This window comes from Rhodococcus sp. AH-ZY2, assembly GCF_030916465.1.
Taxonomy (GTDB): Bacteria; Actinomycetota; Actinomycetes; order Mycobacteriales; family Mycobacteriaceae; genus Rhodococcus; species Rhodococcus ruber.
Genome location: NZ_CP126458.1, coordinates 2,328,502 through 2,351,060 on the forward strand (window position 1 = coordinate 2,328,502; position 22,559 = coordinate 2,351,060).

Genomic DNA, 22,559 nt, shown 5'->3' on the forward strand with positions numbered 1-22,559 from the left:
CTTCTAGGCCGCGAGCGTCCCCGGAGGGGGCCGTCGGTGACCGACCGCGGGCTCGTGGAAGGCGCCGGGAGCGGATCCGGGTGGCACCCTACGCGGCCGGCGGGACGCGTCTGCGGGCGCTGCTGCCCTCCCCTTTCCCCGTTCAGCTCTCCAAGCGCTTCTTCAGTCCGGTGAGGGTACTGTCGACCAGGCCCTTGATCACTCGGTTCCGTAGGAAGCCGGGCAGCGGCAGGTTGTGATGGATCGTCAGTTCGTACGTCACCGAGGTTCGGTCGGGACCGACCGCGACGAGGTGGTAACGGCCCTCCTGTCCGGTCTGCAGGCGTCCCTGGAGCATCGTCCAGCTCATGCCGTCGTCGCGGTGCCGGTAGGTGAGGGTGTAGCTGTCGGTGCCGACGGTGGCCGACGCCTTGAACCGGGCGGTGTGCGGAAGTCCGGTCCCTTCCTCGGCCTCGAGCACCTCGGCCTCGAGGATCTCGGGAATCCACTCGGTCTGGCTCTCGATGTCACGGATGGTCGTGAGCACGGTCTCCAGGGGTGCGTCGACCTGAATCGTCTTGGTGGCGCTGTCAGTGGGCATGCTCGCCGTCCCCGTAGTAGCCGAGGCGCAGGAGTTCGGTGATCTCGCTGATGAGCGGCATCCGGGGGTTCGTACGATTGCTCAGATCCTGGAACGCGTTCATCGCCAGCTCCGGCAGCGCCGTGACGAATTCCTCCTCGGGGACGCCGATCTCCTTCAGCGTGCGCGGCACCTGCATGCGACGGAGCAGGTCCTCGACGCCCTGGAACAGCCGGCGGCGGCTCTCCTCGGGATCGTGCCCACCGAACACGATCCGTCCGAGCTGGGCGTACTTCTCCGGCGCGACGTACGCGGAATAGCCGGGGGCCGGCATGAACTTGGTCGGCAGGCCGGCGTTGTAGCGAAGGGTGTGGGGTAGGAACACGCCGTTCACCCGGCCGTGGGCGATCCCGAACCTGGCGCCGACGGAGTGTGCGAGCGCGTGGTTCGTGCCGACGAACGCGTTCGAGAATGCGAGACCGGCAAGGGTGGCGGCATTGGACATGTCGGTGCGCGCGGCCAGATCGTCCGGATCGTCGTACACCCGCGGCAGCGCCTCGAAGATCAAGCGCGCGGCCTGGACACAGAACGCGTCGGTGTAGGGCGAGGCGAAGATGGAGGCCACCGCCTCCAGCGCGTGGGTGAGGGCGTCGATTCCGGTGTCGACCGTCAATGTGCGTGGCATCGAGAGGGTGAGCATCGGGTCCACGATCGCCATGTCCGGAACCAGGGAGTAGTCGACCAGGGTCTCCTTGCGGCCGGCGACGGTGAGGACGGCCGCCGGTGAGACCTCCGAACCGGTGCCGGCGGTGGTGGGGATTGCCACCAGCCGCAGCTTGTGCGGATCCTGGGGGTAGTCCGCCATGCGCTTGCGCGGGTCGAGGAACGGCAGGCTCAGCTCGGCGAGGTCCTTCTCCGGGTGTTCGTAGAACAGCCGGATGGCCTTGGCCGCGTCGATCACCGACCCACCGCCGATGGCGACGAGCAGGTCCGGCGGATTTCCTTCCAGCAGGGTGACTCCGCGGCGGATGGTGGCCTCGTCCGGTTCCGGCTCGACCTCGCTGAACACCTTGACGTGTTCGGCGCGCAGGTGGGCGCGCAGTTCGTCGACCACTCCCCGCTGTTCACTGAGCGCGTCGGTGACGACCACGACGCTGGTGCAGGGCACTTCCCGGAGGTTCTCGAGGGCCCCTGCGTTGAAGAAGGTGTTCGACGGTACGCGGAACCACTGCGGCGGGGTGCGGCGGTGCGCGACGGTCTTGATATTGAGCAGTTGCTGGTAGTTGACGTTCTCGGTGGTGCTCGACCCGCCCCACGTGCCGCAGCCCAGCGAGAACGTGGGCGTGAGGTTGTTGTAGATCCCGCCGAGGGCCCCTACCGCGGTCGGGGCGTTGACGAGGATCCTGCCGGTCCGCACGGCCAGGCCGTAGGCGTCGATCACGGCCGGGTCGGTGGCGTAGATGGCGGAAGTGTGGCCGAGACCGCCGTGTTCGGTGACGAGGACGGCGGCGTCGATGCCGTGCTGGACGTCGCGGGCGCGCACGAGGCCGAGGACCGGCATCAGCTTCTCCTGCACCAGGGGGTGCGCCGCGAGCCGGTCCAGGTCGGACGGCAGCGGCGCGAGCAGCACCTTGACCGCGGGATCCACCGTGAAACCCGCCCGGGCGGCGAGTTCGGGAGCCTGCTGGCCGAGCGCGGCGAGGTTGACCTTGTCGCCGCAGCCGAACGCGAACTCGGCGATCGCCTCCGCTTGTTCGTCCGTGAGCAGGTGCGCCCCCATCCGCTCGAACTCCGCGACGGTGGCGTCGTAGATCTCGTCGTCGATGATGCAGGTCTGTTCGGCGGGGCAGATCACGGAGGCGTCGAAGGTCTTCGAGATGAGGATGTCGACGACGGCGCCCCTGATGTCGGCCGTGCGGTGCAGGTAGATGGGAGCGTTGCCTGGACCCACACCGAGGGCGGGCTTGCCGGCGGCGTTGGCGAGAGCGACGATCTTCTGCCCGCCGGTGACCCAGATGAAGTCGACCTTCGGATGCTTGAACAGGTAATGGGTGACTTCGTGAGCGGCGTCGGGGATGACCTGGAGCGCGCCGGGAGGCATGCCGGCGGCTTCAGCCGCCGCGCGCAGGATCTCCACCGTGCGTTCGCACGACCGCACGGCGAACGGCGACGGTCGGAAGATGACGGCATTGCGGGTCTTCGCGGCGACGATCGCCTTGTACAGCACGGTGGAGGTGGGGTTGGTGACCGGGGTGATGGCCAGGACGACGCCGATGGGTTCGGCGATACGGACGATGCTGTGTTCGACATTCTCCTCGATGACTCCGACGGACTTCTTGTCCTTGAGGTAGTCGTAGAGAAACTCGGTGGCCACGTAGTTCTTGACTACCTTGTCCTCGAAGACACCGAACCCGGTCTCCTCGATCGCCACCGATGCGAGTTCCGCGGCCGCCCGGATGCCGGCCCGCACCATGGCTTCGACGATCGCATCGACCTGCTGCTGGTCGAGTATGCGGAACTGGGCCGCTGCCGCGGTTGCCGTGTCGACGACCGCGTCGACCTGCTCGTGCCGGACCGGGCCGGCATCGACGGCGGGGGTGGTCTGCGCTGTGGCTGCGTCGCCGGAGCTGTTGACGGCCTGGGATCCGGTTCCGATCCGGGTTTCGGTCATGTTGTCTCCTCGTACTGGAGATGCCCGTCGTGCCTCGGTGTGGCCGCGGCTTCTGTTCGCGACAGTACTCGCGGCGCAGGGGGTTGACTGCGGTCTTTGGACCCTGACCGTGGGCCATTCGCGGACCTGTCCCGCCGCCGGGGAACGAATGTTGCCCGGGTGGAACGGCGCGGTGTGCCGGAAGGGATGTGCAGACGCGAACGAGGCGGCCCCGGGAAATCCGGGACCGCCTCGTTCGTCGGGCGGGCTGACAGGATTTGAACCTGCGACCACTTGACCCCCAGCCGGGGCTCGAGGACCTGAGCGTGAACCGACTGTCTGTAGTCGTCTGCCCTTGTCTGTCGCTGTCGGTCGTTCAGGCGTGAAATCGAGTGGTCGAACGTGGCGTTGGTCCCCGCCGGGTCCCCGGTGGCACAGCGCCTCGGCCGCTGGCTCCGCCTCCCCGTCGCTATGCGGTTTCGTCTTCGCCGAGGAGCCGTCCAAGTAGCGCGGCCAGGTCCCTGACGCGCGTCGTTGCGACCTCCCAGACGAGCTCGTTGTCAATGACGGCGTACCCGTGGATGAGCAGTTCCGGAAGGCGACGATCCGCGGCAGGTCCGGGATCAGGGTGGCGGTGTCCGGGTCGAGACGGCTGAGCCTGTTGAGCGCCTCGCCGATGATCTCGAACTGTCGCTCAACTGCTGAGCGGAGCATCGCGTCGCTCTCGTACTCGTGCCATGTCCGGTCCGCGACGAACTGGGCGATCAGCCGTGCGGCCTTACGGGCGTCCCATAGCAGCCCCGGCGCCTCAGGCCGCATAGACCTCGTGCCCGTTCTCCTCGACCGACGCAGCGAAGTAGGGATTCTCCAGGGCAACGGGAGAGACAAGATCGACCGGGTGGTCGAGCAGGGCTTCCAGAGACTCCTTGAGACCGAAGTAGGCGTCGAAGCGGTTCGCGACGTCGTCGCGGAACTCGACGAGGAAGTCGACATCACTGGTCGACTCGTTGAAACGTTCGGTGACGGCCGAGCCGAAGATGACCAGCCGCTTCACGCCGTACCGCTCGCAGGTCTCGGCGATCGCCGCGCGATCAAGCACGAGAGGCCCAGCCATGACGCTCTCCTTCCCCTCCCGGAGTCGACTTGCACCAGTCTGGCACGTCATGCATCGGCACCCGACAATTCTGCCCGCGGGACGGGGGGCTGACGCTCTCGAGGGGCACGCCAAATCGTTCCGGAGCGACCTCGACGGCCGCCGAAGCTGCGTGAGACAGAACGGCTGGCCGTCGAGGTTGATCCGTGTCCAGGGGTCCAGGGGGCGGGAGCCACTTGGTACCACTCCCCTCGCGTTGGGACGGCCCGAGGACGGCGCGGCAGCGCCGCCTTCTGGTCCCCAGCGTCCCAACCTTGCAGTCGTTCGACGGAGCCGCGGTGGGGACGAAAAAGGGGCCTGACCTGTATGAACAGGTCAGGCCCCAGAAAGTCGGGCTGACAGGATTTGAACCTGCGACCACTTGACCCCCAGTCAAGTGCGCTACCAAGCTGCGCCACAGCCCGTCCGCGCTCTCGTCGAGCGCTCGTTGAGATTACAACAGGGACGGACCGATTCACCAATCGCCTGGTCACGGCACTTGCGGACGCTACTTGCTCCGGCGGTCCCGCTTCTCGCGCACGCGCACCGAGATCCGCACCGGGCTGCCCTCGAAGCCGAACTCCTCGCGCAGCCGCCGTTCGAGGAAGCGGCGGTAGCCGGCTTCGAGGAAGCCGGTGGTGAACAGCACGAAGGTCGGCGGTCGGGTGCCGGCCTGGGTGGCGAACAGTACCCGGGGCAGGCGGCCGCCGCGCATGGGCGGCGGAGTAGCGGCGATGACCTCCTTGAGCCAGGTGTTGAGACGGCCGGTGGAGATGCGCTTGTCCCAGGACTCGAGGGCGGTCTCCATGGCCGGCACGAGCTTCTGCACGGCGCGGCCGGTCTTCGCGGAGATGTTCACGCGCGCCGCCCACGGCACGCGCAGCAGGTCGCGTTCGATTTCCCGGCTCAGCTCGTAACGTCGGTCCTCGTCCACGAGGTCCCACTTGTTGAATGCGATGACGAGGGCGCGGCCGGCGTCGGCGACCATCGAGATCACCCGCTGATCCTGCTCGGTGATGGGTTCGGAGGCGTCGATCAGCAACACCGCGACCTCGGCGGCCTCGATGGCGCCGCGGGTGCGCAACGAGGCGTAGAACTCGGCGCCGGAGGCGGTGTTGACGCGTTTGCGCAGACCGGCGGTGTCCACGAACCGCCAGGTCTTGCCGCCGAGTTCGACGAGGGAGTCCACCGGGTCGACCGTCGTGCCTGCGACGTTGTGGACCACGGATCGTTCGTCGCCGGCCAGCTTGTTGAGCAGGCTGGACTTGCCGACGTTCGGTTTGCCGACCAGTGCGACGCGACGTGGCCCCTGTCCCCCGGTGCCTTCACGCGGGGTGCGCGGCAGCACCGCGAGTAGTTCGTCGAGCAGGTCGCCGGTGCCGCGACCGTGGGTGGCCGAGACCGAGTACGGCTGCCCCAGGCCCAGCGACCACAGTGCCGCCGCCTCCGACTCGACGCGGTCGTCGTCGACCTTGTTCGCGACGAGCAGCACCGGCGTCTTGGACCGGCGCAGCACCTTGGCCACGGCCTCGTCGACGGCGGTGGCCCCGACGGTGGCGTCGACGACGATCAGGATCGCGTCGGCCGTGCGCATCGCGATCTCTGCCTGTCGCGCGACGGATTGTTGCAGGCCCTTGGCGTCGGGTTCCCATCCCCCGGTGTCCTGCACCATGAATCGGCGGCCGTTCCAGGTGGCCTCGTACGAGACGCGGTCGCGGGTCACGCCCGGCACGTCCTCGACGACCGCTTCGCGGCGGCCGATGATGCGGTTGACCAGGGTGGACTTGCCGACGTTGGGGCGTCCGACCACGGCGACCGTCGGCACGGGCACGAACTCTTCGAGTTCGGCGGCCCCGGCGAGCTCGAGGTCCCAGTCCGATTCCTCCGACCAGGTACCGTCGCCGGTGAATTCCGTCACGTCCTCGCTCACAGGGTCGCTCCCGTCTGTTCGGCGACCACGGCGGCGAGCGCGGCGATCACTTCGTCGATGTCCATCTCGCTCGTGTCGACGACGATCGCGTCGTCCGCCGCGCGCAGCGGGGACACCGCGCGGGTGGAGTCGAGGTGGTCGCGGCGCTGCACCGCGGCGAGCACCGCCTCGTAGTTGTCGCCGCGGCCTTCGGCGATGTTCTGCTGGTTGCGCCGCTGTGCCCGCGCCTCGGCGGAGGCGGTGAGGTAGATCTTCACATCCGCGTCGGGAAAGACGACGGTGCCGATGTCGCGGCCCTCGACGACGATGTGCCCCGCGTCGCGGCCGATGCGCTGCTGCGCTGCGACGAGGGTCCGGCGGACGGCGGGGACGGCGGACACGGCCGAGACGGCGCCGGTGACCTCGGCACCGCGGATGATCTCGCGGACGTCCTCCCCGGCGAGCCGGATGTCCTCGGCCTCCGGGTCGGTGCCGATCGACCAGGGCAGGGGCTCGGTGGCGGCGGCGATGGCGACCGGATCGGTCAGGTCCGCACCCGCACGCAGCACGTGCAGGGTCGCGACGCGGTACATGGCGCCGGTGTCCAGGTATGCCGCGCCGAGGAGCTGGGCGAGTCGCTTGGAGACGGTGGACTTGCCGGTGCCCGAGGGACCGTCCATGGCGACGACGAGCGAGCTCACAGGCCCACCGCCTGGTAGAGGCCGCCGACTTCCTTGCGGCCGAGCACCCGCAGGGTGCCGGGTCGCTGGTCGCCGAGCGCGACGGGGCCGATGTCGGTGCGCACGAGGCGGATCACGGGGTGGCCGACGGCGTCGAGCAACCGGCGCACGATGTGCTTGCGGCCTTCGTGCAGTTCGAGGCGGACCAGGGATTGGCCCTCGTTGACCTGGAGGAGCGCGAAGGAGTCGACCTTGGCGGGGCCGTCGTCGAGTTCGACGCCGGCGCGCAGCTGCTTGCCGATGCCGCGCGGAAGGACGCCCTTGACAGTGGCGAGGTAGGTCTTGGTCACCTCGTAGGAGGGGTGCATGAGCCGGTGGGCGAGTTCACCGTCGTTGGTGAGCAGCAGCAGTCCTTCGGTGTCGGCGTCGAGCCGGCCGACGTGGAAGAGGCGCTGGCCGGCGGCGACGCGTTCGGAGACGATGTCGCCGACGCAGGGGCGGCCGAGGTCGTCGGACATGGTGGACTGCCAGCCGCGGGGCTTGTTGAGCACGAGGTGGACGAGGTCCTTGTCGACGACGACGCGGATGCCGTCGACGCGGATCACGGCGTTCTCGGGGTCCACGCGCAGGCCCTGCTCGGTGACGATGGCGCCGTCGACCTCGACGCGGCCGGCGGCGATGAGTTCTTCGGCGGCCCGGCGGGACGCGACTCCGGCCTGGGCGAGGACCTTCTGCAGGCGCACGCCTTCGCCGGCGGGCAGTTGCGGGCGTTCGGCAGCGTGCTGGTGCCGGGCGGGTCTGGCGTTGCTGATCTTGGGCAGGGCCGCGGGGCGCTGGGCCTGGGGCTTGGGGGCGGCGGGACGGCCGCGCTTGTTGAGCGGGGTGTCGCCCTTGCGGTGTGCCTTCTTCGGTGTGGCCGCGCCGGCGGCGGGCTTCGATGTGGCCGCGCGGGCGGCGGGTTCGCCCCGGCGTTCGCGGGGTGGATTCCCTGCGCGGGAGTTGGTCTTTCTGCGGTCCGGTGTGCCATCACGGCGAGCGGGCTTGTGCACTTTTTTCCTGTCTCAATCGGGATCGAACGGCGCGGGCGAGGGGACCTCGGTGCGCGGGTTCCTTCCCATTCTCGCAAATCGTGGGTCGGCCTCGAGACTTTCGCTGATGTCGTCGATCACATCGACGTCCGGGAGCAGTGGCGCGAGCGGCGGCAGATCGTGCAGGGAGGCCAGTCCGAGGCGTTCGAGGAACAGTTCGGTGGTGACGTAGCGGGTGCCGCCGGTCTCGGGGTCGGTGCCGTCCTCGGCGATCAGGTCGCGGGCGAGGAGGGTGCGCATGACGCCGTCGACGTTGACGCCGCGCACCGCGCTGACGCGGGCGCGGGTGACGGGCTGGCGGTAGGCGACGACGGCGAGGGTCTCGAGGGCGGCGCGGGTGAGTTTGGTGCGGGCGCCGCCCTGCAGGAGTCGTTCGACGTAGGGGGCGTAGTCGCGGCGGGTGTAGAAGCGCCAGCCGTCGCCGGCGTAGCGCAGGTCGATGCCGGAGCCGCGCGCGTCGAGGTCGGCGGCCATGCGGTGCAGGGTGGTCTCGACGCGGGTGGCGGTGACGCCGATCGCGTCGGCGAGCTGGGCGTTGGGTGCGGGGGTGTCGACGACGAGCAGCAGTGCTTCGAGGGCGGCGGCGAGTTCGTCGTCGCTCATCTCGAGCAGTTCCGCGTCGAGTCCGTGCGCATCGGGGTCCGGTGTGGCGCTGCTCACCCGTAGTCCTCCTCGAATGTGGTGACGGTGTCGTCGTTCTCACCGGTCCAGGCCACGTGCAGCGGTCCGAGCGGTTCGGGTTGGTCGAAGGTGACGGCTCGTTCGCGGTAGAGCTCGAGCAGTGCGAGGAACCGGGCGACGACCTGGAGGCCGTTGTCGCATTCGGCGACGAGGTGACCGAAGGTGGCCCAGGTGCCGGCGCCGAGGGCGCGCAGCAGGGTGAGCAGGCGGGCGGCCTGTTCCGGGACGGAGACGCGGGGGGTGTGGAGGTGGTCGAGGCCGACGCGCGGGGGCGGTTTGGGCCGGAAGGCGGCGGCGGCGATCTCGGCGAACCGGGTCGCGTCGACGCCGAGGACGACCTCGGGCAGCAGGTTTTCGTACTGCGGTTCGAGTGCGACCGTGCGGGGGTAGCGGCGCAGGGCGGCGGCTTCGAACTCGGCGAACCGGTCGGCGATCTGTTTGAAGGCGCGGTACTGCAGCAGGCGGGCGAAGAGCAGGTCGCGGGCCTCGAGCAGGGCGAGGTCCTCGGGGTCGTCGACGTCGCCCGAGGGCAGGAGGCGAGCGGCCTTGAGGTCGAGCAGGGTGGCGGCGACGACGAGGAATTCGGTGGTCTGGTCGAGCCCCATCCGGGGGCCGAGGGCGCGGGTGTAGGCGATGAATTCGTCGGTGACCTCGTGCAGGGCGACTTCGGTGACGTCGAGGCGGTGCTGGGAGATCAGGGTGAGCAGCAGGTCGAAGGGGCCTTCGAAGTTGCGCAGTCGTACTTGGAATCCCGCGGGGGTCGCGGCGGGCTGGGCCGGATCCGGTGGGGTCGGGCCTGGGTTGTCCACGGTCACGGGTTATCGGCCGGAGCGATGGATCACTTCGCGGGCCAGGGCCCGGTAGGACTCGGCGCCGGCGGATTTCGGCGCCCAGGTGGTGATGGGTTCGCCGGCGACGCTGGTTTCGGGGAACCGGACGGTGCGGGCGATGACGCTGTCGTAGACGAGGTCGCCGAAGACCTCGACGACGCGGGACATCACCTCGCGGGCGTGCAGGGTGCGGGAGTCGAACATGGTCACGAGGATCCCGGCGAGGCTGAGCTTGGGGTTGAGCCGGTCGCGCACCTTGTCGACGGTGTCGTTGAGCAGGGCCAGTCCGCGCAGGCTGAAGTACTCGCATTCCATCGGGATGATGACCGCGTCGGCGCAGGCGAGGGCGTTGACGGTGAGCAGGCCGAGGGACGGCTGGCAGTCGACGAGGATGTAGTCGTAGCGGTCGAGGACGGGGTACAGGGCTCGGCCGAGGGCTTGTTCGCGGCCGACCTCGGAGACGAGCTGGATTTCGGCGGCGGACAGGTCGATGTTGCTCGGTAGCAGGTCCAGTCCTTCGACCCGGGTGTGCAGTAGGACGTCGTCGACGGAGATTCCGCGTTCGACGAGCAGGTTGTGCACGGTCAGGTCGAGGTCGTGGTGGGCGACGCCGAGTCCGGCGGACAGGGCGCCCTGGGGGTCGAGGTCGACGAGCAGGACGCGACGGCCGTATTCGGCGAGGGAGGCGCCGAGGTTGATAGTGGAGGTGGTCTTGCCGACCCCGCCCTTCTGGTTGCACATCGCGATGATCTTCGCGGGTCCGTGACCGGGCAGCGGCTGCGGTTCCGGGACGTACCGGCGGGGTCGTCCGGTGGGGCCGAGTTCGGCTTCGGGTTCCGCGGTGTGGGTGGGGTCCGGGTCGGTGTGGGCCGCGTCGACGTCGGGGCGGCCGTGGAGCAGGGCGTGCTGCGAGGCCGGCGCTGTGTCCGCCGCGGGCGCTGTGTCCGCTGCGGGCGGTTGTGGTGTCGCCACTGTCCCCTGCTCCCCCTGTCCTGCTCGCTCGGCTGTCGGGTCAACGCTACCGCTTCGGATGGTGCGATGGCGCCGTGGACACGCCCTGCCGCCGTGGTGGCTACCGGGCGCGGGGGTGGGCCCCGGCCCATACTTCGCGCAGCGCACCGGCTGTGACCTGCGTGTAGATCTGGGTGGTGGTCACCGAGGCGTGGCCGAGGAGTTCCTGCACCACGCGCACGTCGGCGCCGCCGTCGAGGAGGTGGGTGGCGAAGGAGTGGCGCAGGGTGTGCGGGGAGACGGCGGCGGTGATTCCGGCCCGGCCGGCGGCGGTCTGCAGTACCTGCCAGGCGCTCTGCCGGGACAGTCGGCCCCCTCGGGCGTTGAGGAACAGGGCCGGGGTGTGTCCGGTGGCCAGGGCGGGGCGGCCGCGGACCAGATAGGCGTCGACGGCGGCCAGTGCGGGGCGGCCGACCGGTACGACGCGTTGCTTGCCGCCCTTGCCGCGCAGCAGCACCGACCGGTGGGTGGTGTCGAGGTCGTCGACGTCGAGGCCGACGGCCTCGGAGATGCGCGCGCCGGTGGAGTACAGCAGTTCGAGCAGCGCCCGGTCGCGCAGGTCCCGGGGTCCGTCGGCACCGGTGCCTGCGGCGTCGAGGATGGCCGATACGTCGGCGACCGGCAGGGCCTTCGGCAGGCGCCGGCCCGCGGCGGGGGGTTTGACGGCGCGGGCGACGTCGACGGGGGTGCGGCCTTCGGTGGTGGCGAAGCGGTGCAGGCCGCGCACGGCGACGAGGGCTCGGGCGGCGGAGCTCGCGGCGAGGGCGGGCCTGCCGCGTTCGGGGTCGCCGCGGCGCAGCGCGGTGACGAAGTCGCCGACGTGTTCCTCGCGCACCTCGGCGAGGTCGGCGATGCCAAGGTCGGTGAGGTGTTCGAGGTATCGGGTGAGGTCGCGGCGGTAGGAGGCGAGGGTGTTGGGGGCGGCCCCGCGTTCGACGGTGAGGTGGTCGAGGTAGGCGTCGAGCTGTCGGGCCAGCACGGCGTCAGTTCCCGAGGCTCTTGGTGCGCAGCAGGGCGCGGGGCCGGTCGGGCCACTCGGCGTCGGCGGGACGCAGGGCCCCGTCGCGGCGGGTGGCGGCGAGAGCGAGGATTCCGGCGACCGCGGTGGCGTTGACGATCTGTCCGCCGAGCACCATGGCGACGGCCTCGTCGACGGGGACCCGGCGGATCTCGAGGTCCGCCTCCTCGTGTTCGGGGTCGGGCCGGTCGGCGGTGGACAGGTCCCGGGCCGCGTATACGCGCACGGCCTCGTCGGTGAACCCCGGGGACAGGGCGAGGTCGACGAGCAGGTCCCAGCGGGCGGCGGCCAGGCCGGTCTCCTCGGTGAGTTCCCGGCGGGCCGCGTCGAGCGGGTCCTCGCCGGGCGCGTCGAGCAGCCCGGCGGGCAGCTCCCAGAGGCGGTGGCCGAGCGGGTGGCGGTACTGGTGGATGAGGATCAGCCGATCCTGTGCGTCGACCGCGGCGATCGCGACGGCGCCGTGGTGTTCGACCACCTCCCGCTCGGCCTCGTGCCCGTCGGGCATGGCGACCCGGTCCACGCGCAGCGACACGATGGCGCCGGTGTGGATCCGGCGTGTGGACAGTGTCCGGAACTCGTGTCGCTGCGTCACGGTCGGCTACTTGCCGCCGGCGGTGGCGTTCTCGGACACGGTGGCGTCCTCGGACACGGTCGGCGCCGCGGCGCCGCCGTCGACCAGGGCGTGGTCGGCGTCGTCGCCGTGCACGTCCACCGGCAGCCGCTCGGCGGCCTTGTACCGCAGCGCGGCCGCGACGAATGCGGAGAACAGCGGGTGCGGCCGGGTGGGGCGGCTCTTGAGCTCGGGATGCGCCTGGGTGGCCACGAAGAACGGGTGCACGTCGGCGGGGTATTCGACGAACTCGACGAGATGCCCGTCCGGGGAGGTGCCCGAGAAGGTCAGGCCCGACTTGGCGATCCGGTCGCGGTAGGCGTTGTTGACCTCGTAGCGGTGGCGATGCCGCTCGGAGACCCGTTCGCTGCCGTAGGCACGCGCGACGACCGAGCCCTTGGTGAGCACGGCCGGGTAGGAGCCGAGCCGCATCGTGCCGCCCAGGTCGGCTTCTCCCGCGACGGCCTGCTCCTGATCGGCCATCGTGGAGATCACCGGGTGGGTGGTGTCGGGGTCGAATTCGGCGGAGTTCGCGTCGGCGATGCCGACCGAGCGGGCCGCTTCGATGACCACGCACTGCAGGCCCAGGCACAGGCCGAGCAGCGGGATCTTGCGGGTGCGGGCGTAGCGGATCGCGCCGAGTTTGCCTTCGATGCCGCGGATGCCGAAGCCGCCGGGGATCAGGACCGCGTCCACGTCGCCGAGCGCGGCCTGGGCGCCGGCCTCGGTTTCGCAGTCGTCGGAGGGCACCCAGCGGATGTCGACCTTGGCGCGGTGTGCGAACCCACCGGCCCGCAACGCCTCGGTGACCGACAGGTAGGCGTCGGGCAGGTCGACGTACTTGCCGACGAGGGCGACCCGCACGGTCTCGCGGGGCTGGTGCACCCGGTCGAGCAGATCACCCCACACGGTCCAGTCCACGTCGCGGAACGGCAGGCCGAGCTGGCGGACGACGTAGGCGTCCAGGCCTTCGCGGTGCAGGACCTTGGGGATGTCGTAGATCGACGGGGCGTCGGGGCAGGAGATGCAGCCGTCGACGTCCACGTCGCACATCAGCGCGATCTTCGCCTTGAGGGCGGCGGGGACCTCCCGATCGCAGCGCAGCACCAGCGCGTCGGGCTGGATGCCGATGTTGCGCAGCGCCGCCACCGAGTGCTGGGTGGGCTTGGTCTTCAGCTCGCCCGACGGGGCCAGGTAGGGCACGAGGGAGACGTGCAGGAAGAAGACGTTGCCGCGACCGACGTCGTGGCGGACCTGGCGAGCCGCTTCGAGGAAGGGCTGGGACTCGATGTCGCCGACGGTTCCCCCGATCTCGGTGATGACCACGTCGGGAACGTTGCCGTCCTTGTCGGGGCCGGCCATCGCCATGATCCGGTTCTTGATCTCGTCGGTGATGTGCGGGATCACCTGGACGGTGTCGCCGAGGTACTCGCCGCGCCGCTCCTTGGCGATGACCGTGGAGTAGATCTGGCCGGTGGTGACGTTGGCGGCGGCGTTGAGATCGCGGTCGAGGAAGCGTTCGTAGTGGCCCACGTCCAGGTCGGTTTCGGCGCCGTCCTCGGTGACGAAGACCTCGCCGTGCTGGAAGGGGTTCATGGTGCCGGGATCGACATTCAGGTAGGGGTCGAGCTTCTGCATGGTCACGCGCATTCCGCGCGCGGTGAGAAGAGCGCCCAGGCTCGATGCCGTCAGCCCCTTGCCCAACGAGGAGGCGACACCCCCGCTGACGAAGATGTGCTTGGTGGCGGTACGCGAGTGGCGTGACTGTGGCAAAGAAGCTCCCGTGACGTCTGGTGCAGGACTTCGGACTGATGACGGAACAACTGGGGCCTGCACGACCCACGGAACTTCACGGTAACACCTGCCGCGGGTCCCGCGTACACGACTCGCCCGGATCGGACGGGGATCACACCGTCCGCCGCGGCGCGCCCCGTCAGCGGGCGGCGGTTCCGACGGTGACGGCGCCGGCGTTGGGCCCGGTTCCGTACCGGCCCGACACCCCGGCGAGCTGTTCCTGCAGCGCCAGCACCGTGGTGATACGGCCGGATTCGCGGTCGACGGTGTCGACCGTGGACAGACCGGCCGACAGCGCCGCGTCGGCCCGCACCACGGCAACGGCCCCGTTGCCGACGGCGGCGCCGGGCCGTCCGGCCAGGACCGTGCCGGCGCCCCGGGAGTCGAACGCGGCGGCGAAGCGGGCCAGCAGCGCGCCGCGGTTACCGCCGGCCTCGGCCCCGGCCTCCCCGTCGCCGGTGACGACGATCGCGGCCTGCGCGGGCTCGACGGTCCCGTCGTCGTATGCGACGAATCCGCCGCCGCGCAGCGTGGACAGGGCGAGGTCGCGTTCCTGGGGGGTGCTGCGCGGTTGCGCGTTCGCCGGATCGACGAGCAGCACGGCGCCGAGCAGGTCGCCGGCCAGGCTGCCCTGGTCCACGGCGCCGGTCTGCAACTGCACCCCGGCGGGCACGACGTTGGTGACGGTGGTGCGCAACTGGTCGGCGCCCGCGGCGTCGACGAAGGACTCGGTCAGCGAGATCCGGCCGGTCACGGCGGCGCCCGCGGCCTCGACGGTGCGGATCACCGCGTCCAGGTCCGCCGGGTCGGTGTCGGGGGTGGCGATCATGAGCACCGTGCGACCGGCGAGCGTGTCGCGCACGATGCGTCCGGACACGGCGGCGTCGAAGCCGTCCGCCGCGTTGAGCTGCTCGGTGAGCGCGTTAGTGCGGTCCTCGGCGTCCTGCAGCCGGCGCTGCAACTCGGACCGGTCGTCGCGCAGGCCGGCGACGACGCTGTCCGACAACAGCCCGGAGCCGAGGGCGATGCCCACGGCCAGGGCGAGGAAGACTGCTGCGATCGAGATTGCGTGGTGACGCAACGAGATCACGCGGTCAGCCCCTGCACCCACACCACGAGGCTGTCCCAGCTCTGCACGGCCCAGTCCACGACGTCGCCGCCGAGGTTGGACACGATCAGGGCGACGATCACGGCGATCAGCGCGGCGAACACCAGCAGGGCGATCACCCCGCCGGAGACGCGGCTGCGGTAGAGGGTGGCGACGGCCTTGGCGTCGACCAGTTTCGGGCCCACCTTCAGCCGGGTCATGAACGCCGACGGGTTGCTGTCACGGCGGCCCTGGTCGAAGAACTCGTCGAGCGAGACGGTGCTGCCGACGGTGACGACGAGGGCGGCGCCGTGGTGGTCGGCGAGCAGCAGCGCCAGGTCGGCGGGGGCGCCGGTGGCGGGGAATGTCATCGCGCCGATGCCCAGGTCCTGGATCCGTTCGAGACCGGGCGCGTGACCGTCGTGATCGGCCGGCAGCACCACCTCGGCGCCGGACTTGAGGGTTTCGGTGCCGATCTCGTCCGGGTCGCCGACGATCAGATCCGGCCGGTACCCGGCGCGGACGAGCGTGTCGGCGCCGGTGCCGACACCGACGAGGATCGGCGAGTACTCCTTGATGAACGGTTTGAGATTCTTCAGGTCCTGCTCGTGGTCCGGTCCGTCCGCGACCACCACCACGTGCCGGTCGCGCAGGTCCACGTCGACGTCGGGCACTCCGACCCCGTCGATGAGCAGCGGGCTCTCCGAACGGATGAACTCGATGGTGTTGCCCGAGAACGCCTCGAGGTGGTCGACCAGACCGGTTTTCGCCTCGATCATGCGGTCGGAGATCTCGGTCTCGGTCTGCTCCTCGCCCTGGATCAGCAGCCGCTCCCCGGAATAGACCCCGCCCTCGTGCAGGCGAACCTTGGCGCCGTCCTTGATCTTCTTGAACACCTCGGGACCGGTGTTGTCGATCAGGGCGATGCCGTTGGCCACGAGCACCTCGGGGCCGAGGTTCGGGTAGCGGCCGGTGATCGACGTCGAGGCGTTGACCACGGCGGTCACTCCCGCCTCGACGAGCGCGTCGGCAGTGACGCGGTCCATGTCGACGGCGTCGAGAACGACGATGTCGCCGGGACCGACCCGACGCAGGAGCTTGGTCTGGTTCTTGTCGACCCGGGCAATGCCGCTCACTCCGGGCAACGTTTCGTTATTGCGTGACAGCAGCGCCGGCATCTTCATGGCATCGATGATGAACCCGGGCCGCGGTCGGGCAACGGAGGCGCGCCGGGGCGGGATCAGCCCCGGCGTTCGGCGTGCGCGGTGGCGAGCAGTTCCTCGGCGTGGGCCCGGCCCGTCTCGGTGTCGCCGAGACCGGCGAGCATGCGGGCGAGTTCGGCGACTCGTTCGGTCTCGGTGAGGGTGCGCACCCCGCTGCTGACGACGCCGCCCGCGTCGTCGACCTTGTCGACGACGAGATGGGTGTCGGCGAATGCAGCGACCTGCGGTAGATGGGTGACCACGATGACCTGATGCGTGCGGGACAACCGGGCCAGGCGCCGGCCGATCTCGACCGCCGCGCGACCGCCGACCCCCGCATCGACCTCGTCGAACACCATCGTGGCGCCGCGCTCGGATCCGGCCAGCACCACCTCGAGCGCGAGCATCACGCGGGAGAGCTCGCCGCCGGAGGCGCTGCGGGCGATCGGCAGGGACCGGGCGCCGCTGTGCGCGGCGAGCCGGAACTCGACGTCGTCGACACCCGACGTGCCGGCGTGCAGCAACCGCCCGCCGACCTCGAGAGGTGCGCTGTCCTGCGGTCCCGCCTCCCGGTCCCGCACCTGCACGTCCAGACTCGCCCGTCCCATCGCCAGGCCGGAGAGCTCCTTGCTCACCGCCTTGGCGAGCTTGTCGGCAGCCTTCCTGCGGGCGGCGGTGAGGGCGGTGGCGGCTTCGGCGGTCGCGGCCGCCTCACGGTCGGCGCGTGCGGCGAGCTCGGCGACCGCATCGGCGGACACGTCGATCCGCGTCAACCGATCACGGGCGTCGCGGGCCCACGCGAGCACGCCGTCGATGTCCGCGGCGTACTTGCGGGTGAGCGATTTCAGCTCGGCCTGACGGCCGAGCAACGTCTCGAGGACACCCGGATCGGACGGCAGGTCCGACAGGTACCCGGACAGCTCGCCCGCGACGTCGGTGACCACGGCGATGGCCTCGTCGAGCCGCGGCCCGAGCTCGCGCAGGGCGGGGTCCTCGGCCGCCTCGAGGCGCGCCCGGGACTCCCCGAGCAGATCCAGCGCCGCCGCGCCGCCCACGTCGTCGCCGTCGCCGCCGGCGAGCGCGGCCTGTGCGCCCTGGGCGGAGTCGCGCAGCGAATCGAGGTCGCCGAGCCGGCGCACCTCGGCCACGATCCGGGTGTCCTCCCCCGGCTGCGGGTCGACCGCGTCGATCTCGTCGAGCGCGAACCGCAGGCGGTCCGCCTCCTGCGCGAGTTCGCGGGACTTCTCGGTGCGTTCGAGTAGTTCGTCCCGCGCGGCCAGCCAGCGCCGGCGGTGTTCCTGGTACGTCGACAGCAGCGACGTGATCGTCTTGCCGGCGAACCGGTCGAGCGCGGCGCGCTGCTGGTCGGGTCGCAGCAGCCGCAGCTGATCGTTCTGGCCGTGCACGGTCAGCAGCGGATCGGTGAACTCCGAGAGCACCCCCACCGGGACACTGCGACCGCCGAGGTGGGCGCGGGAGCGGCCATCGCTGCCGACGGTGCGGACCGCGATGATGCTGCCGTCCTCGTCACGCTGGGCGCCGGTCGTCTCGAGCAGTCGCGCCACCTCCCGCTCGACGTGGCTGGGCACGGCGCCCTCCGCGCCCGAGCCGCCGTCGGCGTCGATGCAGAACCGACCCTCCACGACGGCGCGGGCGGCGCCGACACGGACGCGGGTAGGGTCGGCGCGGACCCCCGACAGTAGATGCAGGCTGGTCACGACCATGGTCTTGCCGGCTCCGGTTTCGCCGGTCAGGACGGTCAGACCGCCGTGGAACTGGGCGCCCGCCTCGGAGATGACCCCCAGATTGTCGATCCGGATCTCGGCAAGCACCTCACAGTCTCCTTCCCCGCCAGCCCTTCACCGGAAGATCGAACTTGCGCACCATTCGGTCGGCGAACGGCGCCGAGTCCAGGCGCACCCACCGCACGGGATGCTTGCCGCGGACCACCTCGAGCCGCCCACCCGCGGGCAGGTCGAGGGTGCGGCGGCCGTCGCAGAACACCAGCCCGTCGTGGCTGCCGGCGAGGGTCTCCACGGCGATCAGCGATTCCGGGCTGGTCACCATGGGCCGGGCGAACAGAGCGTGGGCGTTGCTGGGAATCACCAGCAACGCTTCGAGTTCCGGCCAGACGATCGGGCCGCCGGCGGAGAACGCGTAGGCGGTCGAGCCGGTCGGGGTGGCGATCAGCACTCCGTCGCATCCGAACGCCGACACCGGCCGACCGTCGACCTCGAGCACCACCTCGAGCACGCCCAGGCGGGACTTGTTCTCGAGGCTGGCCTCGTTGAGCGCCCATCCCCGGTCGACGATCGCGTCGTCGACCCGGATCGCGACGTCCAGCGTCATCCGCTCCTCGACCCGGTACTCGCGGCGCACCACCTGTGCCAGCGCCTCCTCGAGATGCTCGGTCTCGGCCTCGGCGAGGAAACCGATGCGTCCCAGGTTGATTCCGAGCACGGGCACCGTCGCGCACTGGGCCAGTTCGGCGGCGCGCAGGAAACTGCCGTCGCCGCCGAGCACGATCACCATCTCGCAACCCCGGGCGGCGTCCGGTCCGGGTTCGACGATGCGGACCCGGCCCTCGGGTCCGGCCAGGGGACCCAGACCGGTGCTGGCGACCTCGTCGTCGAGCACCCGCAGCCCGATGCCGGCCTCGCCGAAGATCTTCGCCGTGCGCTGCGCCGTCGCGGCGATCTCGACCCGTCCCGAGTGGGACACGAGCAGGACCTCGCGGGTCGCGCGCTCCGGGCCGGGCGCTGCACTATCTGTGGTCACTGGGGTCCTTCCTGCACGGCTCGTTCGACCAGCTCGACCACGTCCGCGTCCGGCTCGGCCGGGCCCGGTTGCCCGGCGCGCAGCCACAGGAAGTATTCGACATTGCCGGACGGACCGGGCAGCGGACTGGCCACCGCCCCGAGGGTACGCAGCCCGAGAGTCTGGGCTTCGCGCGCGACGTCGAGGACCGCCTCGGTCCGCAATGCCGCATCCCGGACGACACCGCCACTGCCGACCCGCTCCTTCCCGACCTCGAACTGCGGTTTGACCATGGGTAGCAGATCTGCGCCCGCGGTCACGCACCGCACGAACGCCGGAAGCACCAGCTTCAGCGAGATGAAGGACAAATCCGCCACCACCAGCTCGACCGGCCCCCCGATCGCGTCCGCATCGATGTTACGCACGTTTGTTCGATCGATCACGCGGACCCGGTCGTCGGACTGCAGCCGCCACACCAGCTGGCCGTAGCCCACGTCGACGGCGACGACTTCCCGTGCGCCCTCGTGCAACAGCACGTCCGTGAAGCCCCCGGTGGAGGCCCCGGCGTCGAGACACCGCCGGCCGGCGACCCGAAGTCCCCGGTCGGTGAACGCCTCGAGGGCGCCGAGCAGCTTGTGAGCACCTCGTGACGCCCACTCCACCTCGTCGGCGACCTCGGTGACCAACAGGGGCGCCCCCGGATCGACTTGCGTCGCAGGCTTCGTCGCGACCGTGCCGTGGACGAGGACCCGTCCCGCAGCGATCAGCTCGCCGGCGTGCTCGCGGGACCGGGCGAGGCCCCGACGGACCAGCTCCGCGTCGACTCGCGCTCGCCGGGCCACGTCAGATCTTGTCCACGGTAGCGAGCGCCTGGACGAGCAGGTCGTGTGCCTGTTCGAGCAGCTGCGCCTGCCGCGGGATGATCTCGGACGGATCGGCCGCACCGACAGCGGTGTCGCGGGCACGCGTGAGCAGCCCCTCGACATCGGTGTGGATCGACCGAGGATCCATACCCGGATGGGAGCCTGGAAGGTGATCGCCTGGGCGTGGTATCGACGTGCTCATCATCGACCACGCTAGTGCATGCCGGTGACGAACCGGCACACCACGCAGAACGGTCTCAGCGGGGCATTCCCCACCGCGCCAGCAGGTCGTCCGTCGCCACGACCCGACCGAAGCCGGGATGGGACCAGGCGACGTCGAGCACGGCACGAAGAGCAGCCATCGGGTCCGCGGCCGGTTGCGGGGCCAGATGCACGTCCCGACCGTCGAACGACACCGCGTGGGGCTCGCGCGTGCCCGGCCGCAGCTCGGCGGCCTCGCCGTCGAGACTCGCGAGCGAGTCCGCAACATAGGTGGGACGTTGCTCCGCCGGGGCCCGGAGCAGGTCCGCGACAGTGCTCACCCCGGTCAGCACCAGTAGCGAATCGACACCGACGGCATTCGCGCCGGCGATGTCGGTGTCGAGCCGGTCGCCGACCACGAGCGGACGCGAGGCACCGCTGCGCACGACGGCGTCCTCGATCAGTGGCGCGGCCGGTTTGCCGGCCACCAGCGGCTCACGTCCCGTCGCAGACCGCAGGGCCGCGACCATGGAACCGTTCCCGAGCACCAGACCTCGCTCGGTGGGCAGCGTCGAGTCGATGTTCGTCGCCACCCACAGCGCGCCGGAGCGCAGTGCGAGCGTCGCCTCGGCGAGAATCGCCCATCCGGTTTCCGGGGAATGCCCCTGCACGACCGCCACCGGGTCGGCGTCGGCGGAGCGTACCGGCACCAGCCCGACCCCGGCGACCTCGTCGACGAGGGCTTCGGTGCCGACCACCAGCACCGGCGCGCCGGCCGGAACCCGCTCCGCCAGCAGCCGGGCCGCGGACTGGGAGCTGGTGACCACGTTCGACTCGTCGGCCGCGAAACCGAGTTCGCGCAGGTGTTTGGCGACCTCACCGGGGCGGCGGCTCGCGTTGTTGGTGACGTAGAACAACCGCTCAGCCCCCTCGGACAGGGCCTCGCGGGCGCCCGGCACCGCTTCGGCGCCGCGGTAGACGGTGCCGTCCAGGTCGAGCAGAAGGACGTCGTAGTGGGTCCGCAACGATGCGCCCGTACCGGTCACAGATCCTCTCCGGTGAGCTCGGCGACGCGTTCCTCGGCGTCGGTGTCCCCCTCCAGATCGGCGGCGGCGGCGTTGAGGAACCACTTCAATCCGTCCTCGGTACGTCCCGCTGCCACGAGCGCGTCCGCATACGCGTAGAACAGGCGCGCGGCGGACGGTCCGGTGCGCGAGGCGTCCAGTTCCGGCGTCTGCAGGGTGACCACCGCCTGGTCGAACTGCCCCAGGTCCATCCGGGCACCCGCGACGACGATGCGCAGTTCGGTGGCCTCGTCTCCGGTCAGCGCCCGAGCCTCGTCGCTACGGCCCAGCTCGATCGCCCGTTCCGGTCGGCCGAGTCCGCGCTCGCAGTCCGCCATGACCGCCAGCAATCCGGGTCCACCGGCCATCCGGCGAGCGGCCCGCAACTCGGACAGGGCCTCCGCCCATTCGCCGGCGTGGTAGGCGGTGATGCCCGCTGCCTCCCGGACCACGGCGATGCGGCCGGCGCGCTGCCGCGCAGCACGCGCATGAGCCAGGGCGACACGGGGGTCGTCGTCGATGAGGCGGCCGGCCATGACCAGGTGCCGAGCCACCGCGTTGGCGTTCGACTTGTCGAGGCTCAGCAGATCCCGGCGGATGGTCGGATCGAGCTCCGACGCCTCGACGTCTTCGGGAAGATCCGGCTCGTCCGGTCGAGATTCGCGACGTCCAGCGGGAACGCCTTCCCGACCCCGGCCCGGGCCGAAGCCGCCTTCGCCGCCGCGGCGGCGCGGGGCGTTGCCGTCCCGCTGTTCGGGTCCGTGGCCGGCCCGGGACGTGCCGGTGCGCCGATCATCCCGGGTCCGATCGTCACGCCGGTCACCGGTGCGCCGATCGTCCCGGCGGTCCTCGTTCGTGCTTCGATGCGGACGCTCGCCGCGCCGTTCACCGTAGGGCCGGTCTCGCCGGTCTCCCGGCGGGCGGTCGCTGCGGGGTCGCTCGGACCGGGCGCCCTCCCGGGAGTCGTCCCCGGCGCCCTTGGGTGCCTCACTTCGGCGTTCCCCGCGGAACGTGCGGTCCTCGCCGCGGCGATCCGGTCGGCCGGCGAATCCTTGCCGGCGGTCCTCGCTGCGGGCCTGACCCCGATCACCGCCTTGGCGACGTTCGCCGCTGTCTCCGCGTCCCGACCTGGGAGTGGACCCTCCACCCCGGAAGGATCGACGCTCACCATTGTTGTCGGACACAGAAAAATCCTTTCACGAAAAACGACGAGAGGGGACCCACCAGGTGGGTCCCCTCTCGGTAACGGGTGTTCGGCGGTGTCCTACTCTCCCACACCCTGTCGGGTGCAGTACCATCGGCGCAGACAGGCTTAGCTTCCGGGTTCGGAATGGGACCGGGCGTTTCCCTGTCGCTATGGCCGCCGTAACTCTGCGAAACGTCACGCATCAGAGTTCTCGAATACCCTTGTCGGGCTTCGGTA

Annotated in this window: 20 protein-coding genes, 1 tRNA gene, 1 rRNA gene and 1 pseudogene; all 23 read right to left on the bottom strand. The window is 70.6% G+C overall.

Going from position 1 to position 22,559, the window contains the following annotated elements:
• Positions 1-142: 142 nt before the first annotated feature.
• The 23 genes and pseudogenes from QNA09_RS11745 to rrf all read right to left on the bottom strand — a co-directional run bounded on the left by QNA09_RS11745 (position 143) and on the right by rrf (position 22,504).
• A complete protein-coding gene (locus QNA09_RS11745) occupies positions 143-580 on the bottom strand; it encodes an SRPBCC family protein (protein WP_059174660.1) in 438 nt (145 codons plus the stop codon).
• Positions 570-3,230, bottom strand: coding sequence for a bifunctional acetaldehyde-CoA/alcohol dehydrogenase (adhE, locus tag QNA09_RS11750; protein WP_010596534.1), 2,661 nt, complete (start codon positions 3,228-3,230; stop codon positions 570-572). Before adhE ends, QNA09_RS11745 begins: the two co-directional genes overlap by 11 nt.
• 636 nt (positions 3,231-3,866) lie before the next feature.
• Positions 3,867-4,028: pseudogene (locus tag QNA09_RS29180) on the bottom strand (DUF86 domain-containing protein); the annotation flags it as partial.
• A complete protein-coding gene (locus QNA09_RS11755) occupies positions 4,018-4,323 on the bottom strand; it encodes a nucleotidyltransferase family protein (protein WP_225222424.1) in 306 nt (101 codons plus the stop codon). The gene QNA09_RS11755 and the pseudogene QNA09_RS29180, both read right to left, overlap by 11 nt.
• Before the next feature lie 369 nt (positions 4,324-4,692).
• A tRNA-Pro gene (locus QNA09_RS11760) sits at positions 4,693-4,766 on the bottom strand.
• 83 nt (positions 4,767-4,849) lie between these two features.
• Positions 4,850-6,271: a ribosome biogenesis GTPase Der gene (gene der, locus QNA09_RS11765; RefSeq protein ID WP_017682154.1), complete on the bottom strand. Its 1,422-nt coding sequence runs from the start codon at positions 6,269-6,271 to the stop codon at positions 4,850-4,852.
• Complete coding sequence (gene cmk, locus QNA09_RS11770; protein WP_040269849.1) at positions 6,268-6,930, bottom strand: (d)CMP kinase; 663 nt, start codon at positions 6,928-6,930, stop codon at positions 6,268-6,270. Before cmk ends, der begins: the two co-directional genes overlap by 4 nt.
• 17 nt (positions 6,931-6,947) lie before the next feature.
• Positions 6,948-7,979: a pseudouridine synthase gene (locus QNA09_RS11775; RefSeq protein ID WP_017682153.1), complete on the bottom strand. Its 1,032-nt coding sequence runs from the start codon at positions 7,977-7,979 to the stop codon at positions 6,948-6,950.
• Positions 7,980-7,991: 12 nt separating this feature from the next.
• Positions 7,992-8,678 carry an SMC-Scp complex subunit ScpB gene (gene scpB, locus QNA09_RS11780; RefSeq protein WP_010596540.1) on the bottom strand — a complete coding sequence of 229 codons (687 nt, stop codon included), beginning with the start codon at positions 8,676-8,678 and terminating at the stop codon, positions 7,992-7,994.
• On the bottom strand, positions 8,675-9,514 hold the full coding sequence (locus QNA09_RS11785) for a ScpA family protein (RefSeq protein ID WP_010596541.1): 840 nt from the start codon (positions 9,512-9,514) through the stop codon (positions 8,675-8,677). The genes scpB and QNA09_RS11785 overlap by 4 nt, the downstream gene beginning before the upstream one ends.
• Before the next feature lie 3 nt (positions 9,515-9,517).
• Complete coding sequence (locus tag QNA09_RS11790) at positions 9,518-10,501, bottom strand: ParA family protein (protein ID WP_238423952.1); 984 nt, start codon at positions 10,499-10,501, stop codon at positions 9,518-9,520.
• A gap of 100 nt (positions 10,502-10,601) precedes the next feature.
• The gene (gene xerD, locus QNA09_RS11795; RefSeq protein WP_010596543.1) at positions 10,602-11,519 is read right to left on the bottom strand and encodes a site-specific tyrosine recombinase XerD; all 918 of its coding nucleotides are present in this window, start codon (positions 11,517-11,519) and stop codon (positions 10,602-10,604) included.
• Between the two features lie 4 nt (positions 11,520-11,523).
• A complete protein-coding gene (locus QNA09_RS11800) occupies positions 11,524-12,150 on the bottom strand; it encodes an NUDIX hydrolase (protein ID WP_048773822.1) in 627 nt (208 codons plus the stop codon).
• Between the two features lie 6 nt (positions 12,151-12,156).
• Positions 12,157-13,941, bottom strand: coding sequence for a CTP synthase (locus QNA09_RS11805; RefSeq protein WP_026138095.1), 1,785 nt, complete (start codon positions 13,939-13,941; stop codon positions 12,157-12,159).
• Positions 13,942-14,101: 160 nt separating this feature from the next.
• On the bottom strand, positions 14,102-15,052 hold the full coding sequence (locus tag QNA09_RS11810) for a copper transporter (RefSeq protein ID WP_010596546.1): 951 nt from the start codon (positions 15,050-15,052) through the stop codon (positions 14,102-14,104).
• Positions 15,049-16,233, bottom strand: a complete 1,185-nt coding sequence (steA, locus tag QNA09_RS11815; RefSeq protein WP_010596547.1) for a putative cytokinetic ring protein SteA — start codon at positions 16,231-16,233, stop codon at positions 15,049-15,051. The genes QNA09_RS11810 and steA overlap by 4 nt, the downstream gene beginning before the upstream one ends.
• 56 nt (positions 16,234-16,289) lie before the next feature.
• Positions 16,290-18,083, bottom strand: a complete 1,794-nt coding sequence (gene recN, locus QNA09_RS11820; RefSeq protein ID WP_203010728.1) for a DNA repair protein RecN — start codon at positions 18,081-18,083, stop codon at positions 16,290-16,292.
• A gap of 1 nt (position 18,084) precedes the next feature.
• Complete coding sequence (locus tag QNA09_RS11825; RefSeq protein WP_010596549.1) at positions 18,085-19,029, bottom strand: NAD kinase; 945 nt, start codon at positions 19,027-19,029, stop codon at positions 18,085-18,087.
• Complete coding sequence (locus tag QNA09_RS11830; protein WP_203010729.1) at positions 19,026-19,850, bottom strand: TlyA family RNA methyltransferase; 825 nt, start codon at positions 19,848-19,850, stop codon at positions 19,026-19,028. Before QNA09_RS11830 ends, QNA09_RS11825 begins: the two co-directional genes overlap by 4 nt.
• A gap of 1 nt (position 19,851) precedes the next feature.
• The gene (locus QNA09_RS11835) at positions 19,852-20,019 is read right to left on the bottom strand and encodes a hypothetical protein (RefSeq protein WP_010596551.1); all 168 of its coding nucleotides are present in this window, start codon (positions 20,017-20,019) and stop codon (positions 19,852-19,854) included.
• Positions 20,020-20,128: 109 nt separating this feature from the next.
• Positions 20,129-21,118 carry an HAD-IIA family hydrolase gene (locus QNA09_RS11840; RefSeq protein ID WP_010596552.1) on the bottom strand — a complete coding sequence of 330 codons (990 nt, stop codon included), beginning with the start codon at positions 21,116-21,118 and terminating at the stop codon, positions 20,129-20,131.
• Positions 21,115-22,320 carry a hypothetical protein gene (locus QNA09_RS11845; protein WP_010596553.1) on the bottom strand — a complete coding sequence of 402 codons (1,206 nt, stop codon included), beginning with the start codon at positions 22,318-22,320 and terminating at the stop codon, positions 21,115-21,117. The genes QNA09_RS11840 and QNA09_RS11845 overlap by 4 nt, the downstream gene beginning before the upstream one ends.
• Before the next feature lie 67 nt (positions 22,321-22,387).
• A 5S ribosomal RNA gene (gene rrf / locus QNA09_RS11850) occupies positions 22,388-22,504 on the bottom strand.
• Positions 22,505-22,559: the final 55 nt, after the last annotated feature.

Excerpts from the sequence above, each read along its gene's own strand:
- QNA09_RS11745 (WP_059174660.1), bottom strand. The coding sequence starts at position 580 with ATGCCCACTGACAGCGCCACCAAGACGATTCAGGTCGACGCACCCCTG.
- adhE (WP_010596534.1), bottom strand. The coding sequence starts at position 3,230 with ATGACCGAAACCCGGATCGGAACCGGATCCCAGGCCGTCAACAGCTCC.
- QNA09_RS11755 (WP_225222424.1), bottom strand. The coding sequence starts at position 4,323 with ATGGCTGGGCCTCTCGTGCTTGATCGCGCGGCGATCGCCGAGACCTGC.
- cmk (WP_040269849.1), bottom strand. The coding sequence starts at position 6,930 with ATGGACGGTCCCTCGGGCACCGGCAAGTCCACCGTCTCCAAGCGACTC.
- steA (WP_010596547.1), bottom strand. The coding sequence starts at position 16,233 with ATGAAGATGCCGGCGCTGCTGTCACGCAATAACGAAACGTTGCCCGGA.
- QNA09_RS11835 (WP_010596551.1), bottom strand. The coding sequence starts at position 20,019 with ATGGATCCTCGGTCGATCCACACCGATGTCGAGGGGCTGCTCACGCGT.